The organism is Exiguobacterium sp. Leaf196, assembly GCF_001423965.1.
GTDB lineage: Bacteria > Bacillota > Bacilli > Exiguobacteriales > Exiguobacteriaceae > Exiguobacterium_A.
Genome location: NZ_LMPV01000001.1, coordinates 911,574 through 932,519 on the forward strand (window position 1 = coordinate 911,574; position 20,946 = coordinate 932,519).

The following is a 20,946-nucleotide window of genomic DNA, read 5'->3' on the forward strand; positions in this document are numbered from 1 at the left end:
AACGATTGGTCTAGAAATACGTCTACCTTTTATACTACCATTTTCATCCAAAAGTTTCGTGAAATATCAAAAACATTGAAACAGGATTAGGAAGTCATTTATCGAATAATGTATTTAGGGTTGCTAAGATAAGGAGGAATGGACTCATGAAACAATACACTACGGAATCCGATACAACTCCAGTCGTTCAACATGACGTCGTCCATAGTCCGCTCGATGATTACCAACGCGTCGTTTCCGGAGGTCCCCCGAATCGTCGTGCCTTTGCCGCGATCCGTCGACTCCCAATCGGATTACGTTTGCTTACGTATACGCTTGGTTTCTTATTCACAGCAAGCATCCTCACTGGACTTATCATCAGTCTACTTGATTAAAAAAGACTCCCTCAGCGCACCGAGGGAATCCCATCATTCTTTAAAGAGATCATCCATCAGCTCGGTGATCTCTTTTTTACGCTTGTTCGTCTCATTGCGTAAGATTCGAATCGAGCGTCCGCTCCAATCGAGTCGGTCGCCAATCGTCGCTTGGCGCGGTAAACGACTTTTCGGTAACGTGATCGTCTCACGGTCGTCGGTCTCACAAATTGCTAGATCATCTTCAAAATCAGCTACGGTCAATCGCATCTGATACACCTCCGCGTCTAGTTATTCCGGTCGTAAATCAGGCCGGTTCGATTCCTTGATACCGTCACCAGTCGAGATATACTGAATCGTTCCACTTTGATCGGTTCGGTCAATCGTAATCCGTTCTGCCTTCAGTTCTTGTAAGACGGAAGGACGTGGATGACGATAGGCATTGTCCTTTCCGGCTGAGATCAAGGCACGTTTTGGTGATACAGCCTGTAGGAAGGGCAGGGAGGACGATGTGTCTGCCCCGTGATGTCCAAGCTTTAAGACATCAGCACGTACATCGGTGTTTGACTCGAGTAATTGTTGTTCAGTTCGGATCGGCGCGTCGCCCATGAAGAGGAAGCGGTCTTGTCCATGTTCGACCCGGAGGACGGCACTCCAGCTGTTAAGATCCTGTGTCCCGTCTGTTAGAGGAGCAAGGAACGTAAAGCGTGCGGCTTCACTCGGTATTTTAAGACCTGCCTTAACTGACTTGATCGTCACTCCTTCGCGTTTGACGGCAAGGAGGAAATCGCGATACGTCTCCGTCGTATGCGTGACTCGCGGGGCATAGACGCTGTCGACTGGAAAGGCATCGAGGACGGTATCGAGTCCACCGATATGATCGGCGTCCGGATGTGTCGCAATGACCGCTGTTAAGCGTTTGATACCCAATTTTTGTAGGTAGCGGACGACATCTTCGCCTTTGCCGTTATTCCCACCATCAATCAAGATCGCATCTTCCTTCGTTCGGATGAACGTACTATCTCCTTGACCGACGTCAAAACCATAGATCTCCATCTGTCCTGCCGTCGGGGCAGGGGGTGCTTCGTCCCGTGTCGTATAGAAGATGACGATTAAACAGAGTGCTAATAGAATCGTTGATCCCCATTTCAACATGTCGGTTCCTCTTTCTCGAACAGATACAGCATGCCATTGCGCGGATGACCGAACCGTGGTCCGCTGTAACCGCGTCGTTTTAAGGCAGCGCGCATCAGAATCATCATGCCGCCGTGACCGACGAGTAGAACCCGTTCGTCGTCTTCGAACATTAATTGATTTAAGAGCACTTCAATCCGTTCATTCGCATCCTTGATTTCGGCTTGAATTCGTTTACTGAACGGGGCTGCGAATCGACCGAGAACCGCCCAGCCGAGGAACGGTAATCGGAGATTCGACCGAATCGTCGGAAACGGCACTTCACGCAGCAGATCCGTCACGATGATTTCTTGATCATAAACGCTTTGCGCCGTCTGGACGGCACGCGGCATGCTACTGGCATAACAGACTGTCCAGTCAATCTGACCGAGCTCGACCGGTTGAATATCGATCTCTGACGTATCATACCGTTCAATCCATTTTTCAATATCGCTAGCGCTAATCCAGCCTTTCGTCGGATATCCTTCCGTCACCCGGTGATGCCTGACTAATCCAATTTGTTTCATATGTCGTACGACGGATTAAACCGTCTCCCTCACTTTCATTCATCGTTTACAAAGCGACACGGATTGCCAGTCCACATAAAATCGCTCCTAAGATACTGAGCAAGCTCCCGATGATGTAATATTCCGCAAAGCGGCGATCTTCAAACTGTTTAAAACGAGCCAATGCCTTCAAGGCAATGATGAAGCCAATGGCTCCAGTTGCATTCGTGACAACGAGCAGGGTGATGATTGCGCGTTCGACGAGACCGATATAACGTCCGATCCCGCTTAATTCCGTCGTATAACTGCGCGCAGAATCTTCGACTTCGTGCGTGACGGTCCGCGAGATGCCGTCTAACTGCTCTTTGCGTGTCACTGTCCGCTCGAAATGCGCTTCAATCAACCGCGGCGCGAATGGTGCGAGCATCAAGGCGATTCCGTGACCGAGTAACTCCGTCGTCACTAAACTAAAGCAAAGAATCCACAGGATCTGCTCCGGTCGCGAGAACGACAACGACCAATCAATCGGAACAAACACCCATGTCAAGGCGATGATGGCAACGATATGTAACGCTTGATCGATCCAGTACGCTACTGCTTGTTTGACGCGGCGTTTGAGCGGGGAAGCATCGAGTAGGGCATGAAACACGAGAATGCTGCCTCCAAGCCATCCGGCGATGTCGATGGTCAATTCCCGTTGGATGACGAAGAACGCAAGCACAAGTAGCATCAGAGCCGCATGAACGGCAAGATGTTGGAGTAAGATGCGTTGGTGTCGATGTTTCAGTTGCGCCATTCGTTTCGTCTGTAATGGAAAATCAGCAAGTAGATGGACAAGTAAAAGACTAAGTAAGACGGTCACCGAATCGCCTCCCAGACTTGGAATTGCTCCAGTGCCTGGGTCAAGGCAGCTTCAAGACGCTTCCGTTGCTTACGCTGCGAGCGGGAGACGAGTTTTGCGACATTTACGCGGGCATCTTGTTCCTTGAAGCCCATCTTCAGTCCGATCTCTTCATACGTATCATCCGGATATCGATCCATCAACCGGTGCAGTTCAATCTGACGGTCCGTCTTCCCGAAGTAAGCCGGATACAGCATTTCGAGATAACCGTTTAGCAAGGCAGTCGGTAAGTAGGGCGGTCCAGCAAAGGCAATCCGCGATGGAAGCGTCTTCGCTAATTCCTGTGCTTCGAAAGCATGAATGATCGCACTACCATTGGCTTCTTCAGCCCGCGTCGTCGAAATCGTCTCATATTGACCAAATCCAATCCCGATGTAACCTGGCAATTCTTGATTCAATAAGTGCAGAATGACCGGATAACTAACCGGATAATCCGCGAATACCGCTAGTAAACTATCGCCGGATTTGATTTGAAACGGAACAATACTCAATGGAAATGCTGTATTCAAATCGTTCGCGAGTACACGAAGCGCTTGAAGTAACGCTTCTTTGCTCGGATAATCGCGGGAGCCTTTGACATCAAACGACAAAGCAACAGCTTGCATGACGATTCCTCCAATTCATTTGTTACCACAATAATGGAAACATTTAATTTGTTACCGTTAAAAAGGTAACATTTGCAGTGTTACTGTTATTAGAGTAACAAAGAATAAGTAAGAAGACCAACAGGACGATAGACCGATTTTTAAGTGGCAGGGGGGATAAATGAATCTGACTAAAATATCATTTTTTTATTTAAGTTAACATAACATATATTATCAATAGTTATAAGAATTTGTCTCATAATCAAGGTAAACTTAAGATAGTGAGACAAAGCAAAAAAACACGGGATTAACCGTGTTTTCGACAATCATACGGACGTGTCCGTTCCAATCGATGAATCAAACGATCCAAGAATATATGATGGCGGCGTTCGAGTTGCGTGATCCGTTCAAGCGGCAACCACGCGAAATCAAAGAAATCACCGCAATCCTGACCGTCACCAGCCACACAATGCGTCCAGCGGTTCTCTTGGCATTCAATGTGCGCATGATAGAAATACGTGTAATGCACCCGCATTCGCTCCGGATAGCGCATCTCTTCTTCGCCGATGTACTGGACGGATGCTAACGAGAGACCACTTTCCTCAAGCGTCTCACGGACAGCCGCTTCTTTTGCGATTTCAGCATCTTCGATCGTACCTGCAGGAATCTGCCAATCACTCTCAGGAGCCGATTGTGGATGAAAAACAAGTAGTTCCCATCCGTTAGGTTTTTCCCGAGTGATATAGATTGCTACTTTTTCGCGACGTCTGAATTTCATCTTCATCACCTCTCCAAGGTCGGCAGATTGCACAACAAGCAGCTAAAGGGACGGTCCCGTAGCTGCTTGATCAATTGACGCTATAAGCAAAGCTGCGGAGACGCGTGACCCGACGCTTGTTCGTGACGAATCGTGACCTGACTATTTCTTCTATTGTAGCCGTTATTGGTCAGTGTTTCAATTTGTAAACGATATTTCTCGCGATAAATCTCAAAATTCCGAGCATTCGTCTCAAAATTCCCTCTCCTGCACTGCTAAATCTAAAAAAGCTCCCCCGTTATCCGGAGGAGCATCGCTTATCGTGTATACCAGTCGAGCAATGGACCGAATTTCTCTTCATCATAGGCGAATGAACCGTTCGATAAGCGGTCGAGGAACGATAACGAACCGATTTGGATCGTTTTCTCCTGCTCTTTCCCGCTGAGAACTAATTCCTTTGCTTGCGTGACATCGATCAATGCTGCGACTTGGTGTGGTTTAGCCTTCAAATCACGCAGTAACTGTAAGCCACGGAGCGCACGGCTCGAGACTTGGAACTGATCCGCGAGACGCATCTTTTTCAAGGCACCCCGTTGCGTCAAAAGAACGATCTGCGGCGCTTCCTTGAAGCCGATCGCACCCGCGACGACGTCCTGATCCTTCAGGTTGATCGCCTTGACACCGGCAGCCCGGACACCGACGACTGGGACGTCATCTTCCGTGAACCAGAGCCCGAAACCGTTCTGTGTCGCAAGGAACAAGTCGGTTTGACCCGTCGAGACCTGAGCGTACAAGACTTCGTCGTCTGCCTTCAGACGGACGCCTTGGAGTGGTTTTGACTTCCGCTGTGCATTGTAATCACTCAGTTTCGAGCGTTTGACCATCCCTTGACGGGTGACGAACAAGCAGTGATGGGCTTCATCGAACGAGCGGACGAGATCAGCTGAAAGAACCCGGTCACCCGGTTCGAGAGGGACGAGGTTCGCGACGTGTTGACCGCCATCTTTCCATTTCGTATCCGGCAATTGGTGGACCGGAATCAGCAAGTAGTTTCCGCGAACGGTCCAGACAATCAAGTGATCGGTCGTCATCGCTTGCCCTTGGAGCAACGGACGATCCTGTTCCTTCAAGTCCGGTAAGTCGTTCGAGGCACCGAATGAACGGAGTGATGAACGTTTGACGTAACCGTTCTTCGACAGGAAGACCATCGTTTCCTCGACAGCGATCATGACTTCCGTCTTCAGCTTCAGTTCTTCTACTTCCGCTTCGATCGTTGAGCGACGTTTATCCGCGACTTGTTCTTTCAAGACCGTCAATTCCTTGATGATGAGACGATTACGTGTTTTTTCATCGTTGAGGATCTTCTCAAGACGAGCGATCTCCTTCTCGAGTTTCGCCGCTTCTTCCTGCAACTCGACGATATCGGTATTCGTTAACCGGTAGAGTTGAAGCATGACGACGGCTTCCGCTTGACGGTCCGTGAAGTTGAACCGCGCAATCAGCTTGTCCTTCGCATCTGCTTTATTCGATGCAGAACGGATCAAGGCAAGTGTCTCATCGAGGACAGAGATCGCTGTCATCAAGGCGGAGACGACTTCCTGGCGGCGTTTCGCTTGCTCAAGATCAAACGCTGTCCGACGGATGACGACTTCCTTGACGTGTGCGAGATACGCATCGAGGAGCGTCAAGACGCCCATTTGCCGCGGTGTCCGCTCGTGGATCGCGACCATATTGTAGTTATAGGCAATTTGTAGATCCGTTTGTTTGAGATAGAAGTGTAAGACACCTTCCGCGTCCGCTTCCTTTTTCAACTCGATGACGACCCGTAAACCGTCACGATCAGTCTCATCACGGACTTCGGCGACACCTTCAACCTTTTTATCAAGACGGAGTTCTTCCATCCGTTTGACGAGGTTCGCTTTATTGACCTCATACGGGAGCTCCGTGATAACGATTTGCTGGCGACCGCCCCGCAATGTCTCAATCGTTGAACGCGAACGGATGATAACTTTCCCACGTCCTGTCTCGAACGCCTTTTTGATGCCGTCAAGACCTTGAACGACACCACCAGTTGGGAAATCAGGGCCTTGCATGTGCGTCAATAAGTCATCGACGTTCTGAACCGTACCGGAAATCCGACCGATCGCAGCATCAAGGACTTCCCCCGCGTGGTGCGGTGGAATCTCGGTTGCGTAACCGGCGGAAATCCCCGTCGAACCGTTCATCAGCAAGTTCGGCAGTAATGATGGTAAGACGAGTGGTTCTTCCGTCGTATCATCGAAGTTGAGCGTATAATCAACGGTCTGTTTATTGATCCCGTCGAGAATGAGGCTTGAGACTTTCGACAGACGGGCTTCCGTATACCGCATCGCTGCCGCGCTATCGCCGTCGATTGATCCATTGTTTCCTTGCATATCGATCAACGGGTAACGGAGCTTCCACTCTTGGCTCAAACGGACCATTGCTTCATAGACCGATGAGTCACCATGCGGGTGGTAGTTACCGATGACGACGCCGACCGTCTTCGCCGATTTTCGGTAAGCACGGTCGAACAGGTTTCCTTCCGTATGCATCGCATACAAGATCCGACGTTGTACTGGTTTCAGACCATCACGGGCATCCGGTAAGGCACGATCTTGAATGATATATTTCGAATAACGACCAAACCGGTCGCCGACGACTTGCTCGAGCGACAGGTTCAGGATGTTTTGTAGATTAGACATGTTCGTTCACACTCTCTTTCGTCACGTGCTCATTCTCGATGATCGAGAGGTCTTCTGCGAGACCGAAGGCGACATTGTCCTCGATCCACGTCCGGCGGTGTCCGACGTTATCTCCCATCAGGACAGAGACGCGTTTTTCCGCTACGGCAGCATCGTCGATCGTAACCCGAATCAACGTCCGTGTCTCGGGATCCATCGTCGTTTCCCAGAGTTGCGGTGCGTTCATCTCCCCAAGTCCTTTGTAACGCTGGATCATATAACCTTTACCGAATTTCTTCGTCGTTTTCTTAAGTGTCTCTTCATCCCAGACGTATTCGAACTTCTCCGATTTGCCTTTCCCTTTTGAGACACGGTAGAGCGGTGGTAAAGCAACGAAGACCTTCCCAGCGTCAATCAATGGGCGCATGTAGCGGAAGAAGAAAGTCAGCAATAAGACTTGGATATGCGCGCCATCGGTATCGGCATCGGTCATGATGATGACTTTGTCGAAATTACAATCTGACAAGTCGAAATCAGCTCCGACACCGCCGCCAATCGCGTGAATGATCGTGTTGATCTCTTCATTCTTCATGATATCGGCAAGTTTCGCTTTCTCTGTGTTCAAGACCTTACCACGAAGTGGAAGGATCGCTTGGAACGTCCGGTTTCGTCCTTGTTTTGCAGAACCACCAGCAGAATCACCCTCGACGAGGAACAATTCATTCTTGTCCGCGTTTTTTGAAGCCGCAGGTGTTAGTTTTCCGTTCAAGATGCTCGAACGTTTTTTCTTTTTCCCGTTTCGTGCTTCTTCGCGCGCTTTCCGTGCCGCTTCCCGGGCTTGCGCAGCGCGAATTGCTTTTTTGATCAACAGCGTCGCCGTTTGTGGATTCTCTTCCAAGTACGTCGAGAGACGACGACTGATGACAGCGTCACAGCTCGTCCGCGCTTCCGGTGAGCCGAGTTTCGACTTCGTTTGCCCTTCGAACTGGAGGAATTCTTCCGGGATCCGGATCGAGACGATCATCGTCAACCCTTCGCGGATATCATTTCCGTCAAGGTTCTTATCCTTTTCCTTCAAAAGCGTGTTTTTCCGGGCATATTCATTCATGACCCGTGTCATTGCTGTTTTTGCCCCGACTTCATGTGTGCCGCCGTCGCGTGTCCGGACGTTGTTGACGAACGAAAGGACGTTTTCCGAGTACGCATCCGTGAACTGGAAGGCGATATCGACTTCGATCTCGTTTTCCGTTCCTTCGAATGCAACTGTCGGATGAAGCGTGTCTTTATCATCGTTCAAGTACTGGACGAATTCGCTGACACCGTCTTGGTACTGGAAGATGTCCTGTTTGTCGGACCGTTCGTCCGTCAACGTAATCTTCAGACCTTTTAGCAAGAAGGCTGATTCGCGTAAGCGTTCCGCAAGCGTATCGTAGTTGTATGTCAACGTACTGAAGATCGAGCCATCTGGTTTAAAGTAGACGCTCGTTCCTTTTTGGCGCGTCGTACCCGTTTCAAGCAACGTCGTCTTCGGAATCCCGCCGTTTTCAAACGTTTGCTCATATTGTTTCCCGTCACGGAAGATCGTTACTTTCAAATCCGTTGATAAGGCGTTAACGACCGACGCCCCGACACCGTGTAAGCCACCGGACGTCTTATATCCACCTTGACCGAACTTACCACCAGCGTGAAGGACCGTGAAGATGACTTCAGCAGTCGGTTTTCCCGATGCATGCATCCCCGTCGGCATCCCACGTCCATGGTCACGGACCGTGATCGCATTATCTTTATGGATCGTGACATCAATTTGTTCCCCGAATCCTGCGAGTGCTTCATCGATCGCGTTATCAACGATCTCGTAGACGAGATGGTGAAGTCCACGGTGATCGGTAGAACCGATATACATACCTGGGCGCTTCCGGACTGCTTCGAGTCCTTCGAGCACCTGTATGGCATCATCATTGTAGTTATTTAAGTCTGTCGCCATTCAATTCACCTCAAAATTCGAAATTACGACGTCGTTTTTACAAACGTTCGTTCGTTATTTCAAGTAGTCTGTCTCTAATTGTAGGCATCTTCTTGCTTCCTGACAAGCATAACCTGTAATGGGCATGAAAAAAGACACCTTCACGAACGGGTGAAGATGCCTAAAGTCGTGCGATGACTTACAGGTATTGATGTTCGATTTTGATGCAACGATTCTCAATATATGGAATGCCAGCGCCGAGCGCCAGGCTCTCTGCTTCGACACTTGAGAGACCAAGTTGATTCCAGATCATCCCGACATCACCGTGAGCGACAGCATCTTTCGCGACATCCGCCAAAAACTCAGACCGACGGAAAACGTCAACGATATCGATGTGTCCTGGAATGCTTGCAACACTCGGATAGACTTTTTGACCGTTCCACTCGTTTAACGTTGGATTGACCGGAATGACTTCGTACCCGTGTTGAACCAAGTAGTCCGCAATCCAGTTCGCCGTCTTCCCAGAATCACTTGAGACACCGACGACCGCAATTCGTTTCGCGTCCTTCAAATACTGACGTGCTTGTTGATCGGTAATCATTTAGAACTCCCCCTTATGAAAATAACTCTTACCTAACACTCTATACCCGAACCAAGATGAAGTATGCGAAATCAAACACGTTTTCGACGTTTTTCAGAAATCGTCTTGAAATCAAATGAGTCGACCAATGACCCATCAGATGTCTTCTCGATGCAACTGAGAGCGAAATTGACTATTCATTCTTTTTTATTGTTTTTAGGTTACATAATACTATTATTGTTATTAAAGAGACTCTACAACCCTTAAATCTCTAAAAATAGGTTAAATTCTCACGTGCATCGAGTTGACCAACGACCCATCCGATGCATTGTCGATGCAACTGAGCGCTCCCTGTCTGACAATTTAACATTGCGTGAAATAACTATTTCACGCAAACAAGTGCCTGACGTATCAACGTTTGGTATACTACTACTAGAGGGGTGATTGTCGGATGAGTTTATTTAAAAACCTAGGAAAAACAATACATAAAACGACCGTTTCGGCTACAGCACCAGCGATTCCCGGTTATGAGCGGATGCCACGCTTCATTCAGTCCTATTTAGATCAGTTAGCAGCCAAACATTTCTCATTAGCAACGATGCGCCGCTACGTCTATGACTATGAAGCGTTCTTCCAATTCGTCGCTGCGGCGTCAGGTGAAGAGGTAACAGCGCGAGATATTCCGCTTGAAGCATTCGTCGAGATCGATGCAGCAGGAATCGAAGCCTACGCCGAATACCTTGCCTTAACGAAACAAAATGCACCGAGCGTCATCAACCGGAAGTTATCAGCGTTACAGTCACTGTTTCGTTATTTGGTCGATACCGGTCAGTTGTCGGAAAACCCGGTCGCCAAAGTCAATCGACCGAAACAAGCGAAACGGGAACCGGTTTATCTGACAAAACGCGAATGGGACGAATTGATTCAATTATTACCATCAAACGTTGAGATGAATGCACGTGAAGCGTCGCATTATGAACGGGATCGTGTCCGCGACGTGACGTTATTCCAATTACTTGGCTATAGCGGGATGCGTTTAAGTGAGATGACGCAACTCGTCTGGAACGATGTCGATTTCCACGAAAATACGCTCCGCGTCATCGGGAAAGGCAATAAAGAACGATTGATTCCACTTGCGAAACCAGCACGAATTGCCTTACGCAAATACGCGATCCATTATCAGATGCCAACGAGCGGCGCCGTACCTGTCTTCCAAAAACACGGGAAACCACTCAGCCCACGGGCAGTCCAGCATATTTTGCAGCGGCACACGGAACGACTGAAGCCAATCCTCCCCTTTTTAGAGCGCAAAAAAATTACGCCACATAAACTACGGCATACGTTTGCGACACGACTTGCGACCGGCGGGGTCGACGTCCTGACGATCCAGCAGTTACTCGGTCACGAATCCGTCGCAACGACGCAGGTCTATGCCCATATCGGTGATTCGGAGAAAAAACGCGCCGTCGATTTATTTGATGGTGAACGATAATAATATTATGTTAACTAAAGGAGGGATCTCATGAATTACGGGCTCAGTGAACGTAAAATTAAACAGATGTCTGATGCCTATGCCTTTCGACGGGGAAAGAAGTATGTCGCTGCCCGAAAGGTCACGTTACACAATTACCGGATGGGTGACGAGCTAATTGAAGCGAGCGTAGACGGTGAGGAACGATTCACGGTGACGGTCCGCGTCAAGGAGCACGGCGTCGACGCTGGCTGTAACTGTCCGTCGCTTGCGATGGATACGTCATTTTGTGGACACATCGTCGCTGTTTTGCTGGCGATGCATCATGTGCAGGCACACGGCACACCAACACCGCTCTCGCCGCAAATCCGCCCTTTTACGGCAATTCAAGTCGACGACGCAGGCGCGCGCAACTATTTACGCAGTCTCACACCTGATCGTCGGGTGGCGATTCATTTCGAACTGACTGGACCCGTCGTGACGCTCAAACGATTGACGGATAAACAGCAGCATCAACTGTCCCTGCCCTACTTCGATCGTTTGCTTGGACAGACGGAGTATTTGCAGCGGGTTGCGGATGTTTCGTTCAGTCCTGATTTACAGGAACGGATTGTTTCCGGTACGCCGATCGTTAAGCTTCATCTCGATCGAACGGCTCAGAAAGTTGAAGTCCGCGTGTCGTTTGATTATCAAGGGATTCAGCTGAATCCGCTCGATGAGACGATTTATGCTGGACGGGATCAGGTAACGGAGCAAAGTGTCTTACGCTATTTACGTGAATTCCAAGCGACACCATCGAATTCGCACTATGTCATCACCAGTGATGCCGCGCAGTATGTTTTTTTGCGGAGTCTGCTTGACGAACGGGTTGCGCTCGGTCAACTGGAGTTATTTGCAACGCAAGCCATCCGAACGACGTTACCAAAAGGACCCTTTCATCCGCGGATCGAAGTCGACGTGACAGACCGCCTCGACTGGCTTGTGTTCAACTTTTCGATGGACGGAATTCCGGAAGACGAACTGAAACGTGTCCTGAAGTCGCTCATCTTACAAAAACGCTATCACCGCTTGAAATCCGGACAGTTCGTATCTTTAGAGGCACGGGCCTTTCAGCAGTTGCAACGGGTTCTCGCCCAGATGGAAGCGAGTGAACGCGACTTACGCGACGGGCGACTCGTCTTACCTGCCGTCCGGAACATGAAGCATCTGATCGGTGCCTCCATCCTGCATCTCCATGCCGATTTGCTCGAGAAATGGTTCGAATTGAAATCCGGACAAGGATTCCGGATCGACTTGCCGAATTCATTAGAGTCACAACTCTATCCATATCAACGGACGGGCATTCAATTTCTAAAGAATTTGGACGCGCAAGGATGTCACGGCATCTTGGCCGATGAGATGGGGCTTGGAAAGACAATTCAAGCGATTGGTTATATAGCAACGATTTCGGATAGTCGTGCACTGATCGTCGCACCAGCATCACTGCTCCGCAACTGGGAGGCGGAACTGAAGCGCTTTTTACCCGGTCGACCGGTTCATGTCGTGACGGGTTCTCAAACTAGCCGACTTTCCGAACTGGAGTACTTGGCTGAAAACACAGTGACGATCGTCTCCTACACGACGCTTCGGACCGACGTCCGTCGCCACCCTGTATATGACGTCGTTTTCTTTGATGAAGCACAGCACTTGAAGAATCCGCAGTCACAAACGGTCAGTCAACTGCGACATCTGCAAGCAAAACGCCGGTTCGCCTTGACGGGAACTCCACTTGAGAATCGACCGCGCGATATCTGGTCGATTTTCCATGTCTTGTTTCCGGAATTACTGCCGGATTTAGCGACGTTTGAGAAATGGTCGTTTGATGACATGCAACAATTCATTCAACCATTTTTATTACGGCGTGAGAAAAAAGATGTCTTACAGGACTTACCAAAGAAGCAGATCGAGCATCATTATGTCGAGCTCGGACCGAATCAAAAACGGTTATATGCGTCGTATCTCGCCAAATTGCAACTCGAGACGCTGCAGCATTTAGACGAAACGAAACGTGAAGATCGTTTGAAGTTACTGGCGGGCTTAACGCGTTTGCGGCAAATTTGCAACGATCCGGGATTATTCGTCGAGGGGTACACAGGGGAAGCAACGAAACGAACGCGTCTGCTCTCACTGATTGCAGAAAAACGAGCAGCCGGAAAACGGATCTTGATCTTCTCGCAGTATACGCAAATGCTCGAGCGCATTCGTTCGGATCTCGCGCAACGTCACCTCCCCCACTTCCTATTGACGGGTGAGACACCGCTCGAAGACCGGGTCGCGTTATGCGACCGGTTCAATGACGGTGAAGTCGATCTCTTCTTGATTTCGCTGAAAGCTGGCGGAACGGGACTCAACCTCGCCTCCGCTGATACCGTCATCCTCTTTGACAGCTGGTGGAATCCGGCCGTCGAACAACAGGCAGCCGATCGCGCCCATCGGCTTGGACAACAGTCTGACGTGACGGTCATCAAATTGCTGACACGCGGAACGATCGAAGAGAAGATGACGGAATTACAAGATCGAAAAGCCAAAATGGTCGATGCCGTCCTGACGGCTCCAGACAGTGACGCCTTGACCGTCAAGGAACTCGTTCATCTCGTAACGACAAAGGAGGAACAACGGTGATCCTTGATCTCCTGCTTGGTTATCTCATCGGTAGTATTTTAGGTGGTACGCTCTTTAAGTACATTAGTCGTACCGATTTGGCACAGGTCGGTTCCGGAAACATCGGTGCCCGCAATGCCCATCGTGCCGGTGGGCTTCCGGCTTTTTTATTCGTTTATCTGTTTGATGCCGCGAAGACAGTCTTTGCGTTGCAGATCACTGACACGTTTTATCCGGTCGCCCTCGCCGTGCTCATCGGTCACTTGTTTCCGTTGTTTCACCCACGACGCGGCGGTAAAGGGTACGCTGTATTTTCCGGAATCGTCTTCGCTATCACGCCATGGGCATATCTTGCCGGATTAGGCATACTCGGTTTGTCTTATCTCGTAACGAAAGATAGTGTCAAAGCGGGCCTTATTCCGGTTGTTTTACTTCCGTTACTACCCGTCTTCTTAGACGCAGGGTCAGTCAATATCTTGTGTACCGTTGCCGTAAGTCTACTTGTCCTGCGGGCTCATGATGCACTCCACAAGCCAGCCATTACATAAGGAGGACGTCTCCATGATCGACTTTTCCATTGCAACTGCGGACGACGCGGAAGCAATCCATGAATTGAACTACCTCACCTTTACAGAAGAGATTCCGCAACATCAACCGAACATCGAACGGAAACGAATTGATCGATTCCATGATCAGAACACTTACTTGATCGGTAAGGAAGACGATCGACTCGTCGCGATGATCGCCATTCGAAAGCATCGTCCCTTTTCGCTTGAGGAAAAGGGCGTGACGCTAGAAGAGACACTGACGGACCCAGCGGAAATCCGCTTACTTAGCGTTCGTCCCGAATACCGCAATAGTCGTACGTTCATGCAATTGATGCGCTTTTTAATGGTCTACCTCGAGCGGGAGACGATTGATCATGTCTATATCAGTGGTACGACGCGGGAAGCAAAACTATACGCGCGGTTCGGCTTCACACCGATTGCAGCTACGCTTGGTAGTGGTGACGCCCAGTTTGTACCGATGTTGTTGTCGCGCGCAACATACGAACGATCCGTCATCGCGGATGTCTTACGTCCCCTGCATTTTCTAGCCGGTCCGGTCGAGGTTGCGCCGACGGTCCGTCAAGCGGCGCAACAAGCACCGCGTCCACACCGGACGGCCTCGATGCGGCAGCTCGATCAAGATTTACGTGGCCGAATGTGTCAGTTGCTGGATTTGCCACATGTCTCGATGGCCGTCGGCAGCGGTACGCTCGCCAATGATATTGTCGCGCAACAACTCACTGGACATGGATTGATCCTGAACGGCGGCGAGTTCGGTCAACGCTTGATTGATCACGCGGCACGTGCCGGCAAGTCTTTTGATGTCCATACGCTTCCCCCCGGTCACCCGATCGACTTGAAGCAACTCGCTCATCAATTGAGGCAAACGGCATACAACTGGATCTGGTTGACGCATTGTGAGACGTCAACGGGTGTTCTCTATGATCTTGATGCAGTAAAAGTGCTGTTAGATCAACGAACCGCACTCGTCGTCGATGCGATCAGCGCTGTTGGAACCGGACATTTCTCATACGATGGCTGCACTTTCGTCACGACTGTTTCCGGGAAAGCGATTGGTGGTTTACCGGGTCTTGCGTTCATTGGTCACGCAGATCGCGTCCTACCTTCTCTCTGTATTCCCCGTTATCTGGATTTAGGACTCTACGCAGAAGGGGTTGCCTTTTCCGGCTCGTCGAACCTGTTGCTTGCCTGTCAGGCAGCGCTTGATGCCCTCGATCTTAATCAAGCAGCAATCAAGATGACCTATCTCGAACAAGCCGTCCGCGCAACTGGATTCCAACTCCTCGCACAACAAGAAGCACAAGCGCCGGGAATACTGACGATCGTTCATCCGTCCGCAACTGATTTAGGCGACGCTCTGCGCATTCAGGGGTATCACGTCCAGTACGAAAGCGACTATCTCGTTTACAATCAGTGGCTACAAATTTCGACGATGGGACAGACGACGATGCGGCAAATTGAACGTCTCGTTCGTGTTTTAGTTCGTGAAAATCAACGAATCATCATAAAGAATGAAAAAAACGAAAGACCTCTCAACCCCTGATTTCAAGCGGTTTGGAGGTCTTTCGACTTCAAAAAGATAAAAAAAGAGGTTTATGGATTTAAAACACAGGGGTATAAACTCATTAGCACCGCATCAAACCGGTGACTTACTCACACATGTTTCTCAATATCAGCGTAATGACCTGGGAGAGAAATGCAAAGTCACGAAAGCGTCAGATTCATGAGAGTCTGAAACCGATTGTCTTAGCATGATTCATATTGTTCAGGATTCGTCCTGCTCCTACATTCATTACCTTTTGAGGGCTATACCAAATTCAAGGGGGAAATGAACATGTCAGTTAATTTAACAGCCGAAAAACGCGAGGTACGTCCACGCTCACTCCGTAAACAATTGCGTCATGAAGGAAAAGCTCTTGGCGTCGTGTATGGTTACAAAGTGGAAAGTACACCAATCGCATTTGAAGAAAAAGAATTGCTTAAAATCGTCCGAGAAAACGGTGAAAACGTCTTGATTTCACTCAAACTCGACGGTAAAAATATTAACGTCTTGATCAATCGCCGTGATATGGATGTCTTCACACCAACAGTCGATCACGTTGAATTCATCGCCGTGAAAATGGATGAAGAAACAGAAGTCGAAGCAGACGTTGTACTTGTTGGCGAAGCAGCCGGTGCAAAAGTTGGTGGCTTCCTATCACAAACACTCTTTAAAGTAACAGTCGCCGCTACACCAGATAAATTACCAGAGAACGTCGAAGTCGACGTCACGAACCTCGAAATCGGCGATTCGATTTCTGTAGCCGATCTTCCAGAACAAAAAGATTTCCGCATCGTTACAGAAGGCGATATTCAAGTCGCAGCTGTCGTCGAATCGACACTCGAGCAGGATCTTGAAGAAATCGAGGAAGCAGAGGCACAAGCAGAAGCTGGCGAAGACAACGAAGCGGAAGCAACAGAAACGTCTTCAGAAGAAACAGCTGAAGAGAACGAAGACAATAAATAAGTCGTTTAACGATACGCCCTTTGCGGCGTATCGTTTTTTTTGTGTCTTGACAACAGACGCTGGATTGCCTAAAGTGAACAGCGTATCACCTATTACCATATCCACTAGGGGAGCCCAATTGGCTGAGACGATTCACTTCGGACCCTTCGAACCTGATCTAGTTCATACTAGCGTAGGAAAGTGGAGCGATCACATCCAATGACTCCTGCTGCGCGCAGTTTTTCTGAGGACCGCTCTCTTTTTTACGGAGGGCGGTCTTTTTTGGCGTCTCCCCCATTCAAAGGAGGACGTATCTAATGCAACACTGGAAAATGAAAGAAATCATGGTCATGATGATGCTCGCCGTCGCTTGCGGCGTCATCTATCTTGGTTGGTCAACACTCTGGTTACCGATCTCAGCGATCTTCGGTCCTGTCGGTGCCAACTGGATGTTTGGCATCTGGATCATTGCGAGTCCGCTCGTCGCGGCAATCATTCAAAAGCCAGGTGCCGCTTTAATTGCGGAAGTCGTCGCGGCAGCCGTCGAATTGTTCACGGGAAGTCATTTTGGTTTATCCGCTCTTCTGATCGGAGTCTGCCAAGGACTTGGTGCGGAACTCGTCTTCGCGATGACGCGTTACCGTCGTTATGACACATGGACCTTGATGTTATCGGGTATCGGAGCCGCGATTGGTAGCATCGTTTATAGTCTAATCGCGAACGGATTCGGTTACTACACAACGTCGACGTTGCTTGCGACAACTGGCTTACAATTGATCAGCGGCGCATTACTCGGTGGCTTGCTTGCAGCCATTCTCGTCCGTCGCCTTGTTGCGACTGGTGTCTTGAACGGGTTTGCGGCAGGACGTGCGAAACGAGAAATCGCATGATTACTGTCGACGACCTCAGCATCCGCTATCCCGGTCAGATGAAATCGGTGCTCAATCATGTATCGCTGACGATTGAGCAAGGGATGACCCTTCTGCTCGGACGAAGTGGTAGTGGCAAGACGACATTACTTCATGCCCTTGCCGGACTGACACCGGAAACGATTGAAGTCGAACAGACTGGTACCGTTACCCGGTCCGGTTCGGTCGGAATCTTGTTTCAAAATCCAGAAGAACAGTTCTGCATGGAGACGATCGGACGCGAAATCGCTTTTAGTTTAGAAAATCGCTCGATTCCGCGCGTGGAGATGGATGAACGAATTGAACGCTTACTCGCACTCGTCGGTCTCCCCCTCCCCTTCTCGACACCGATCGCGAGTCTATCCGGTGGAATGAAACAGCGTCTCGCGCTCGCAGCGGTCCTAGCACTTGAGCCGACGATCTTATTACTCGATGAACCAACGGCTCAGATTGATCCAATCGGACAACATGAGCTGATGGCGTTGATTTTTCGGATTCAAAAAGAACACGATTTAACGATCGTCTTGATCGAACACCAACTCGATGTCTGTTTGTCGTACGTCGACCAGGTCGTCTTGCTTGAGGACGGATCGATTACTGCGACAGCAGATCCACGGGATCTGTTCCCCCAGGATTACAAAGAGCTTCAAACGAAAGGTATTGCCGTTCCCTCTTTGTATCCGTATACGTTAGAGACATTACCCATAGATGGACCGCAAGCGGCGCGACTTCATGTGCCTTCCCCCGTCGCTACAGCTGGTCGCTCTTTGTTACACGTCGCTGCATTATCGACGAAAGCACCATATCCGCTGACCGATGCGACATTTTCCCTGCAGACAGGAGAATGGGTGATGCTGCTCGGGGCAAATGGATCCGGGAAAAGTACATTGCTTGCGACACTCGGGCGGTTGCTTCCCAATCGTGGAACGTATCAGCTCCAGGGACGTCCGGTTCATCGTTACTCCCGGCGTCGCTTTTATGAGCACGTTGGCTATGTCTTTCAACAACCGGATCTGCAGTTTCTTAAGCTGACGGTCGAAGCGGAAATCGACTGGAGCCACCGGGCAGCGACGAACGTTAAGCGCGCGGCGTTGCTCGAACGTCTAGAACTGACATCTGTCAAACAGCAGTCACCACTTGCTCTTAGTACGGGGCAACAACGACGGCTCAGCGTCGCAACGATGCTCGGACAAACGAAAGACTTATTGTTGCTCGATGAACCGACCTTCGGACAAGATGGATTGACGACACGACGCTTAATGGAACAGTTACAGATGGAACAACAGAACGGTACGACACTCGTCATGGCGACGCATGATATGGAGCTCGTCGCCCGGTATGCGGATCGTGTCCTCGTCATGGAGCAAGGACGGATTGCTTTTGACGGTCGCCCAAGCGAGTTATTCGCTGACGTTCCATTACTCGAGCGCTGTCAGCTACAACGTCCACTTTCGTACCAATTCCAGGAGGTGAAACGTGATGCAAACGAACGTGTCCCCGTTCGCTAAACTCAATCCCGTCATTAAGGGAAGCGGATTGTTTTTGATCATGTTTGCCTTGATTGCAACGAATGACTGGGTCAAAACGTTAGTATTCCTGAGTTTTGCTATCGCAATGCTACTCCTCTCCGGATGGGGTCCTTTTGATTTCTTGAAGCGACTTGCGCCGTATAGTCTATTATTCTTATTGACGTTCTGGATGATGGCGGCTTTCGGCAAAGGAACGAATACTCTTTGGTCGTTTGGTTGGTTTCATGTCACGTTGGAAAGCGTCGCGCACGGCTGGTTACTTGCCTTGCGGATGGCCACGTTCGTCTGCTTGAGCCTCGCTTTCGTCACGACGACCGACGCGACCCGTTTCGTAATGAGCTTGATCCATCAGGCGAAGTTATCGCCCCGCTTTGCTTACGGATTCCTTGCCGGGATTCGCTTTCTGCCGCAACTGGTCGAAGAAGTCCGCGTTTTGCGGCAAGTCCGGATGATTCGCAATGTGCACAGTCGCTTTCCTGGTGATGGATTTCTTTCAATTGGCTTACCGCTCTTCTCACGATCGATCCAGCGGGCAGAACGGATGGCGATTGCTCTCGAAGCCCGTCACTTTTCAGCAGAGCGAACGTATTACGAGGTACCGGTCGTTCAGCGTCAGGATATTATTTATCTCGTGGTCATCCTCCTATTCATCAGTCTTGTCTTTTGGCTATGATTACCGCCACCCGTATCCGGGTACACTCTAGCAAGACAGATTGAAGGAGAACGACATGAAACGTATCCTCTTGATTGGTGCAGGTCACGCTCACCTGCATTGCATTACACACGGACCAACAGAAGACGTCGAGTGGCTGGTCCTGAACGCCTCGACGTACCAATATTACTCGGGCATGTACTCTGGGCTTGCTGACGGAACATACGACATGGATGAGATGCGTATTGACGTCGCCGCCTTATGTCGTGCCTATGATAAACCATTCATCAAGGAGACCGTCATCAAAGTCGACCCTGTTGAAAAGGTCGTCTTCGGTGCATCCGGCAGACGTTACACCTATGACGTCGTCTCAACGAATATCGGTTCATTCGACTGGTCGGAAGATACGACGCGATTATCGATTAAACCGAACTACCGGTTACCGGATACATTAAAGCGACTGCAACAAGCAAAGCGTCCGGTCGTGATTGGGAGCGGAGCAGCTGCCGTCGAGATGGCGGCGTCCTTGAGAGCGGCGGGTGTACCGATCACATTGATCACGGATCCAGATATCCTTTCTCGTCATCCGGCAGCGGAAGCCATTACGAGACGGTTAAAAGAACTCGAAGTGTACTGGATCCGGGAACGTCCTATAGATGACGAACTACCATTCCGCTTTACGCATCATCCACCAATCGAGTCAGATGCAATCGTCCGCTTGACGGGTGCCAAAGCTCCGGCATTGTTTGCAGACAGCAATCTTTTCACCGAAGACGGATTTTTACTCGTCAATGAACAGTTACAAGCACTCGATCATCCAAGTTTGTTTGCTGCGGGTGACGCGGCGACCCTCATCGCCTACCCCGACGTTCCGAAGAATGGTGTCACAGCTGTCCGACAAGCGCCAATTTTGCTTACGAACCTTTTACGATACCTAGAGGAAGAGGTATTGCAAACCTATCGTCCGCAAACGAACTATTTGACGATTTTATCGATGGGATCGCGTCATGCGGTTTCCCTGTATGGTCGTCATTATTCAACGCACCCGTTCGGTTGGTACCTGAAGCGCTGGATCGATCAACGGTTCATGCGGAAGTATCGCTCATAAAAGTGTGCGCCGGCGCACACTTTTTCTGTACACAAAAACAAGCCATGGACGCGTGTCCATGGCTT

19 protein-coding genes and 1 riboswitch are annotated in these 20,946 nt (G+C 49.8%); of the genes, 10 read left to right on the top strand and 9 right to left on the bottom strand.

Features of this window, described 5'->3' with window-relative positions; all coding sequences use genetic code 11:
• Positions 1-146 precede the first annotated feature (146 nt).
• Positions 147-374, top strand: a complete 228-nt coding sequence (locus ASG02_RS04825; RefSeq protein ID WP_056061443.1) for a hypothetical protein — start codon at positions 147-149, stop codon at positions 372-374.
• Positions 375-407: 33 nt separating this feature from the next.
• Here ASG02_RS04825 and ASG02_RS04830 read toward each other — a convergent pair whose 3' ends face one another.
• From ASG02_RS04830 to ASG02_RS04870, 9 genes are all read right to left on the bottom strand, one after another.
• Positions 408-623 carry a DUF3006 domain-containing protein gene (locus tag ASG02_RS04830; protein ID WP_056061446.1) on the bottom strand — a complete coding sequence of 72 codons (216 nt, stop codon included), beginning with the start codon at positions 621-623 and terminating at the stop codon, positions 408-410.
• Between the two features lie 21 nt (positions 624-644).
• Positions 645-1,508: a ComEC/Rec2 family competence protein gene (locus ASG02_RS04835; protein ID WP_235514004.1), complete on the bottom strand. Its 864-nt coding sequence runs from the start codon at positions 1,506-1,508 to the stop codon at positions 645-647.
• On the bottom strand, positions 1,502-2,053 hold the full coding sequence (locus ASG02_RS04840; protein WP_035407960.1) for a histidine phosphatase family protein: 552 nt from the start codon (positions 2,051-2,053) through the stop codon (positions 1,502-1,504). Before ASG02_RS04840 ends, ASG02_RS04835 begins: the two co-directional genes overlap by 7 nt.
• A 46-nt stretch (positions 2,054-2,099) precedes the next feature.
• Positions 2,100-2,894 carry a DUF3307 domain-containing protein gene (locus ASG02_RS04845; RefSeq protein WP_056061449.1) on the bottom strand — a complete coding sequence of 265 codons (795 nt, stop codon included), beginning with the start codon at positions 2,892-2,894 and terminating at the stop codon, positions 2,100-2,102.
• The gene (locus ASG02_RS04850) at positions 2,891-3,538 is read right to left on the bottom strand and encodes a hypothetical protein (RefSeq protein ID WP_035407956.1); all 648 of its coding nucleotides are present in this window, start codon (positions 3,536-3,538) and stop codon (positions 2,891-2,893) included. The genes ASG02_RS04845 and ASG02_RS04850 overlap by 4 nt, the downstream gene beginning before the upstream one ends.
• 286 nt (positions 3,539-3,824) lie before the next feature.
• Complete coding sequence (locus tag ASG02_RS04855; RefSeq protein WP_230088538.1) at positions 3,825-4,295, bottom strand: NUDIX domain-containing protein; 471 nt, start codon at positions 4,293-4,295, stop codon at positions 3,825-3,827.
• Between the two features lie 296 nt (positions 4,296-4,591).
• Positions 4,592-6,997 carry a DNA topoisomerase IV subunit A gene (gene parC, locus ASG02_RS04860; protein ID WP_056061450.1) on the bottom strand — a complete coding sequence of 802 codons (2,406 nt, stop codon included), beginning with the start codon at positions 6,995-6,997 and terminating at the stop codon, positions 4,592-4,594.
• Complete coding sequence (gene parE / locus ASG02_RS04865) at positions 6,990-8,960, bottom strand: DNA topoisomerase IV subunit B (RefSeq protein ID WP_035407952.1); 1,971 nt, start codon at positions 8,958-8,960, stop codon at positions 6,990-6,992. The genes parC and parE overlap by 8 nt, the downstream gene beginning before the upstream one ends.
• A gap of 178 nt (positions 8,961-9,138) precedes the next feature.
• Positions 9,139-9,540, bottom strand: coding sequence for a CoA-binding protein (locus tag ASG02_RS04870; RefSeq protein WP_023468336.1), 402 nt, complete (start codon positions 9,538-9,540; stop codon positions 9,139-9,141).
• A 430-nt stretch (positions 9,541-9,970) separates the two neighbouring features.
• Here ASG02_RS04870 and ASG02_RS04875 point away from each other — a divergent pair, with 430 nt between their 5' ends.
• From ASG02_RS04875 to ASG02_RS04915, 9 genes are all read left to right on the top strand, one after another.
• Entirely contained in the window at positions 9,971-11,011 is a 1,041-nt protein-coding gene (locus ASG02_RS04875; RefSeq protein WP_056061453.1) for a tyrosine-type recombinase/integrase, read from the top strand.
• A 30-nt stretch (positions 11,012-11,041) separates the two neighbouring features.
• A complete protein-coding gene (locus ASG02_RS04880; RefSeq protein WP_056061456.1) occupies positions 11,042-13,651 on the top strand; it encodes a DEAD/DEAH box helicase in 2,610 nt (869 codons plus the stop codon).
• The gene (locus ASG02_RS04885) at positions 13,648-14,178 is read left to right on the top strand and encodes a glycerol-3-phosphate acyltransferase (RefSeq protein ID WP_056061460.1); all 531 of its coding nucleotides are present in this window, start codon (positions 13,648-13,650) and stop codon (positions 14,176-14,178) included. Before ASG02_RS04880 ends, ASG02_RS04885 begins: the two co-directional genes overlap by 4 nt.
• A 13-nt stretch (positions 14,179-14,191) precedes the next feature.
• Positions 14,192-15,742: a GNAT family N-acetyltransferase gene (locus ASG02_RS04890; protein WP_056061463.1), complete on the top strand. Its 1,551-nt coding sequence runs from the start codon at positions 14,192-14,194 to the stop codon at positions 15,740-15,742.
• A gap of 291 nt (positions 15,743-16,033) precedes the next feature.
• Complete coding sequence (locus ASG02_RS04895; RefSeq protein ID WP_035407916.1) at positions 16,034-16,705, top strand: 50S ribosomal protein L25/general stress protein Ctc; 672 nt, start codon at positions 16,034-16,036, stop codon at positions 16,703-16,705.
• A gap of 96 nt (positions 16,706-16,801) precedes the next feature.
• Positions 16,802-16,901: riboswitch (TPP riboswitch) on the top strand.
• Positions 16,902-17,001: 100 nt separating this feature from the next.
• Positions 17,002-17,574: an ECF transporter S component gene (locus tag ASG02_RS04900; RefSeq protein WP_056061468.1), complete on the top strand. Its 573-nt coding sequence runs from the start codon at positions 17,002-17,004 to the stop codon at positions 17,572-17,574.
• Positions 17,571-19,100: an ABC transporter ATP-binding protein gene (locus ASG02_RS04905; protein ID WP_056061471.1), complete on the top strand. Its 1,530-nt coding sequence runs from the start codon at positions 17,571-17,573 to the stop codon at positions 19,098-19,100. Before ASG02_RS04900 ends, ASG02_RS04905 begins: the two co-directional genes overlap by 4 nt.
• Entirely contained in the window at positions 19,072-19,794 is a 723-nt protein-coding gene (locus ASG02_RS04910; RefSeq protein WP_069201463.1) for an energy-coupling factor transporter transmembrane protein EcfT, read from the top strand. Before ASG02_RS04905 ends, ASG02_RS04910 begins: the two co-directional genes overlap by 29 nt.
• Before the next feature lie 55 nt (positions 19,795-19,849).
• Entirely contained in the window at positions 19,850-20,881 is a 1,032-nt protein-coding gene (locus ASG02_RS04915; RefSeq protein WP_056061474.1) for an NAD(P)/FAD-dependent oxidoreductase, read from the top strand.
• Positions 20,882-20,946 lie beyond the last annotated feature (65 nt).

Excerpts from the sequence above, each read along its gene's own strand:
- ASG02_RS04905 (WP_056061471.1), top strand. The coding sequence starts at position 17,571 with ATGATTACTGTCGACGACCTCAGCATCCGCTATCCCGGTCAGATGAAA.
- ASG02_RS04910 (WP_069201463.1), top strand. The coding sequence starts at position 19,072 with ATGCAAACGAACGTGTCCCCGTTCGCTAAACTCAATCCCGTCATTAAG.
- ASG02_RS04880 (WP_056061456.1), top strand. The coding sequence starts at position 11,042 with ATGAATTACGGGCTCAGTGAACGTAAAATTAAACAGATGTCTGATGCC.
- ASG02_RS04890 (WP_056061463.1), top strand. The coding sequence starts at position 14,192 with ATGATCGACTTTTCCATTGCAACTGCGGACGACGCGGAAGCAATCCAT.
- ASG02_RS04895 (WP_035407916.1), top strand. The coding sequence starts at position 16,034 with ATGTCAGTTAATTTAACAGCCGAAAAACGCGAGGTACGTCCACGCTCA.
- parC (WP_056061450.1), bottom strand. The coding sequence starts at position 6,997 with ATGTCTAATCTACAAAACATCCTGAACCTGTCGCTCGAGCAAGTCGTC.
- ASG02_RS04875 (WP_056061453.1), top strand. The coding sequence starts at position 9,971 with ATGAGTTTATTTAAAAACCTAGGAAAAACAATACATAAAACGACCGTT.
- ASG02_RS04900 (WP_056061468.1), top strand. The coding sequence starts at position 17,002 with ATGCAACACTGGAAAATGAAAGAAATCATGGTCATGATGATGCTCGCC.
- ASG02_RS04915 (WP_056061474.1), top strand. The coding sequence starts at position 19,850 with ATGAAACGTATCCTCTTGATTGGTGCAGGTCACGCTCACCTGCATTGC.
- ASG02_RS04835 (WP_235514004.1), bottom strand. The coding sequence starts at position 1,508 with ATGTTGAAATGGGGATCAACGATTCTATTAGCACTCTGTTTAATCGTC.
- ASG02_RS04840 (WP_035407960.1), bottom strand. The coding sequence starts at position 2,053 with ATGAAACAAATTGGATTAGTCAGGCATCACCGGGTGACGGAAGGATAT.
- parE (WP_035407952.1), bottom strand. The coding sequence starts at position 8,960 with ATGGCGACAGACTTAAATAACTACAATGATGATGCCATACAGGTGCTC.
- ASG02_RS04855 (WP_230088538.1), bottom strand. The coding sequence starts at position 4,295 with ATGAAATTCAGACGTCGCGAAAAAGTAGCAATCTATATCACTCGGGAA.
- ASG02_RS04850 (WP_035407956.1), bottom strand. The coding sequence starts at position 3,538 with ATGCAAGCTGTTGCTTTGTCGTTTGATGTCAAAGGCTCCCGCGATTAT.
- ASG02_RS04870 (WP_023468336.1), bottom strand. The coding sequence starts at position 9,540 with ATGATTACCGATCAACAAGCACGTCAGTATTTGAAGGACGCGAAACGA.
- ASG02_RS04830 (WP_056061446.1), bottom strand. The coding sequence starts at position 623 with ATGCGATTGACCGTAGCTGATTTTGAAGATGATCTAGCAATTTGTGAG.
- ASG02_RS04825 (WP_056061443.1), top strand. The coding sequence starts at position 147 with ATGAAACAATACACTACGGAATCCGATACAACTCCAGTCGTTCAACAT.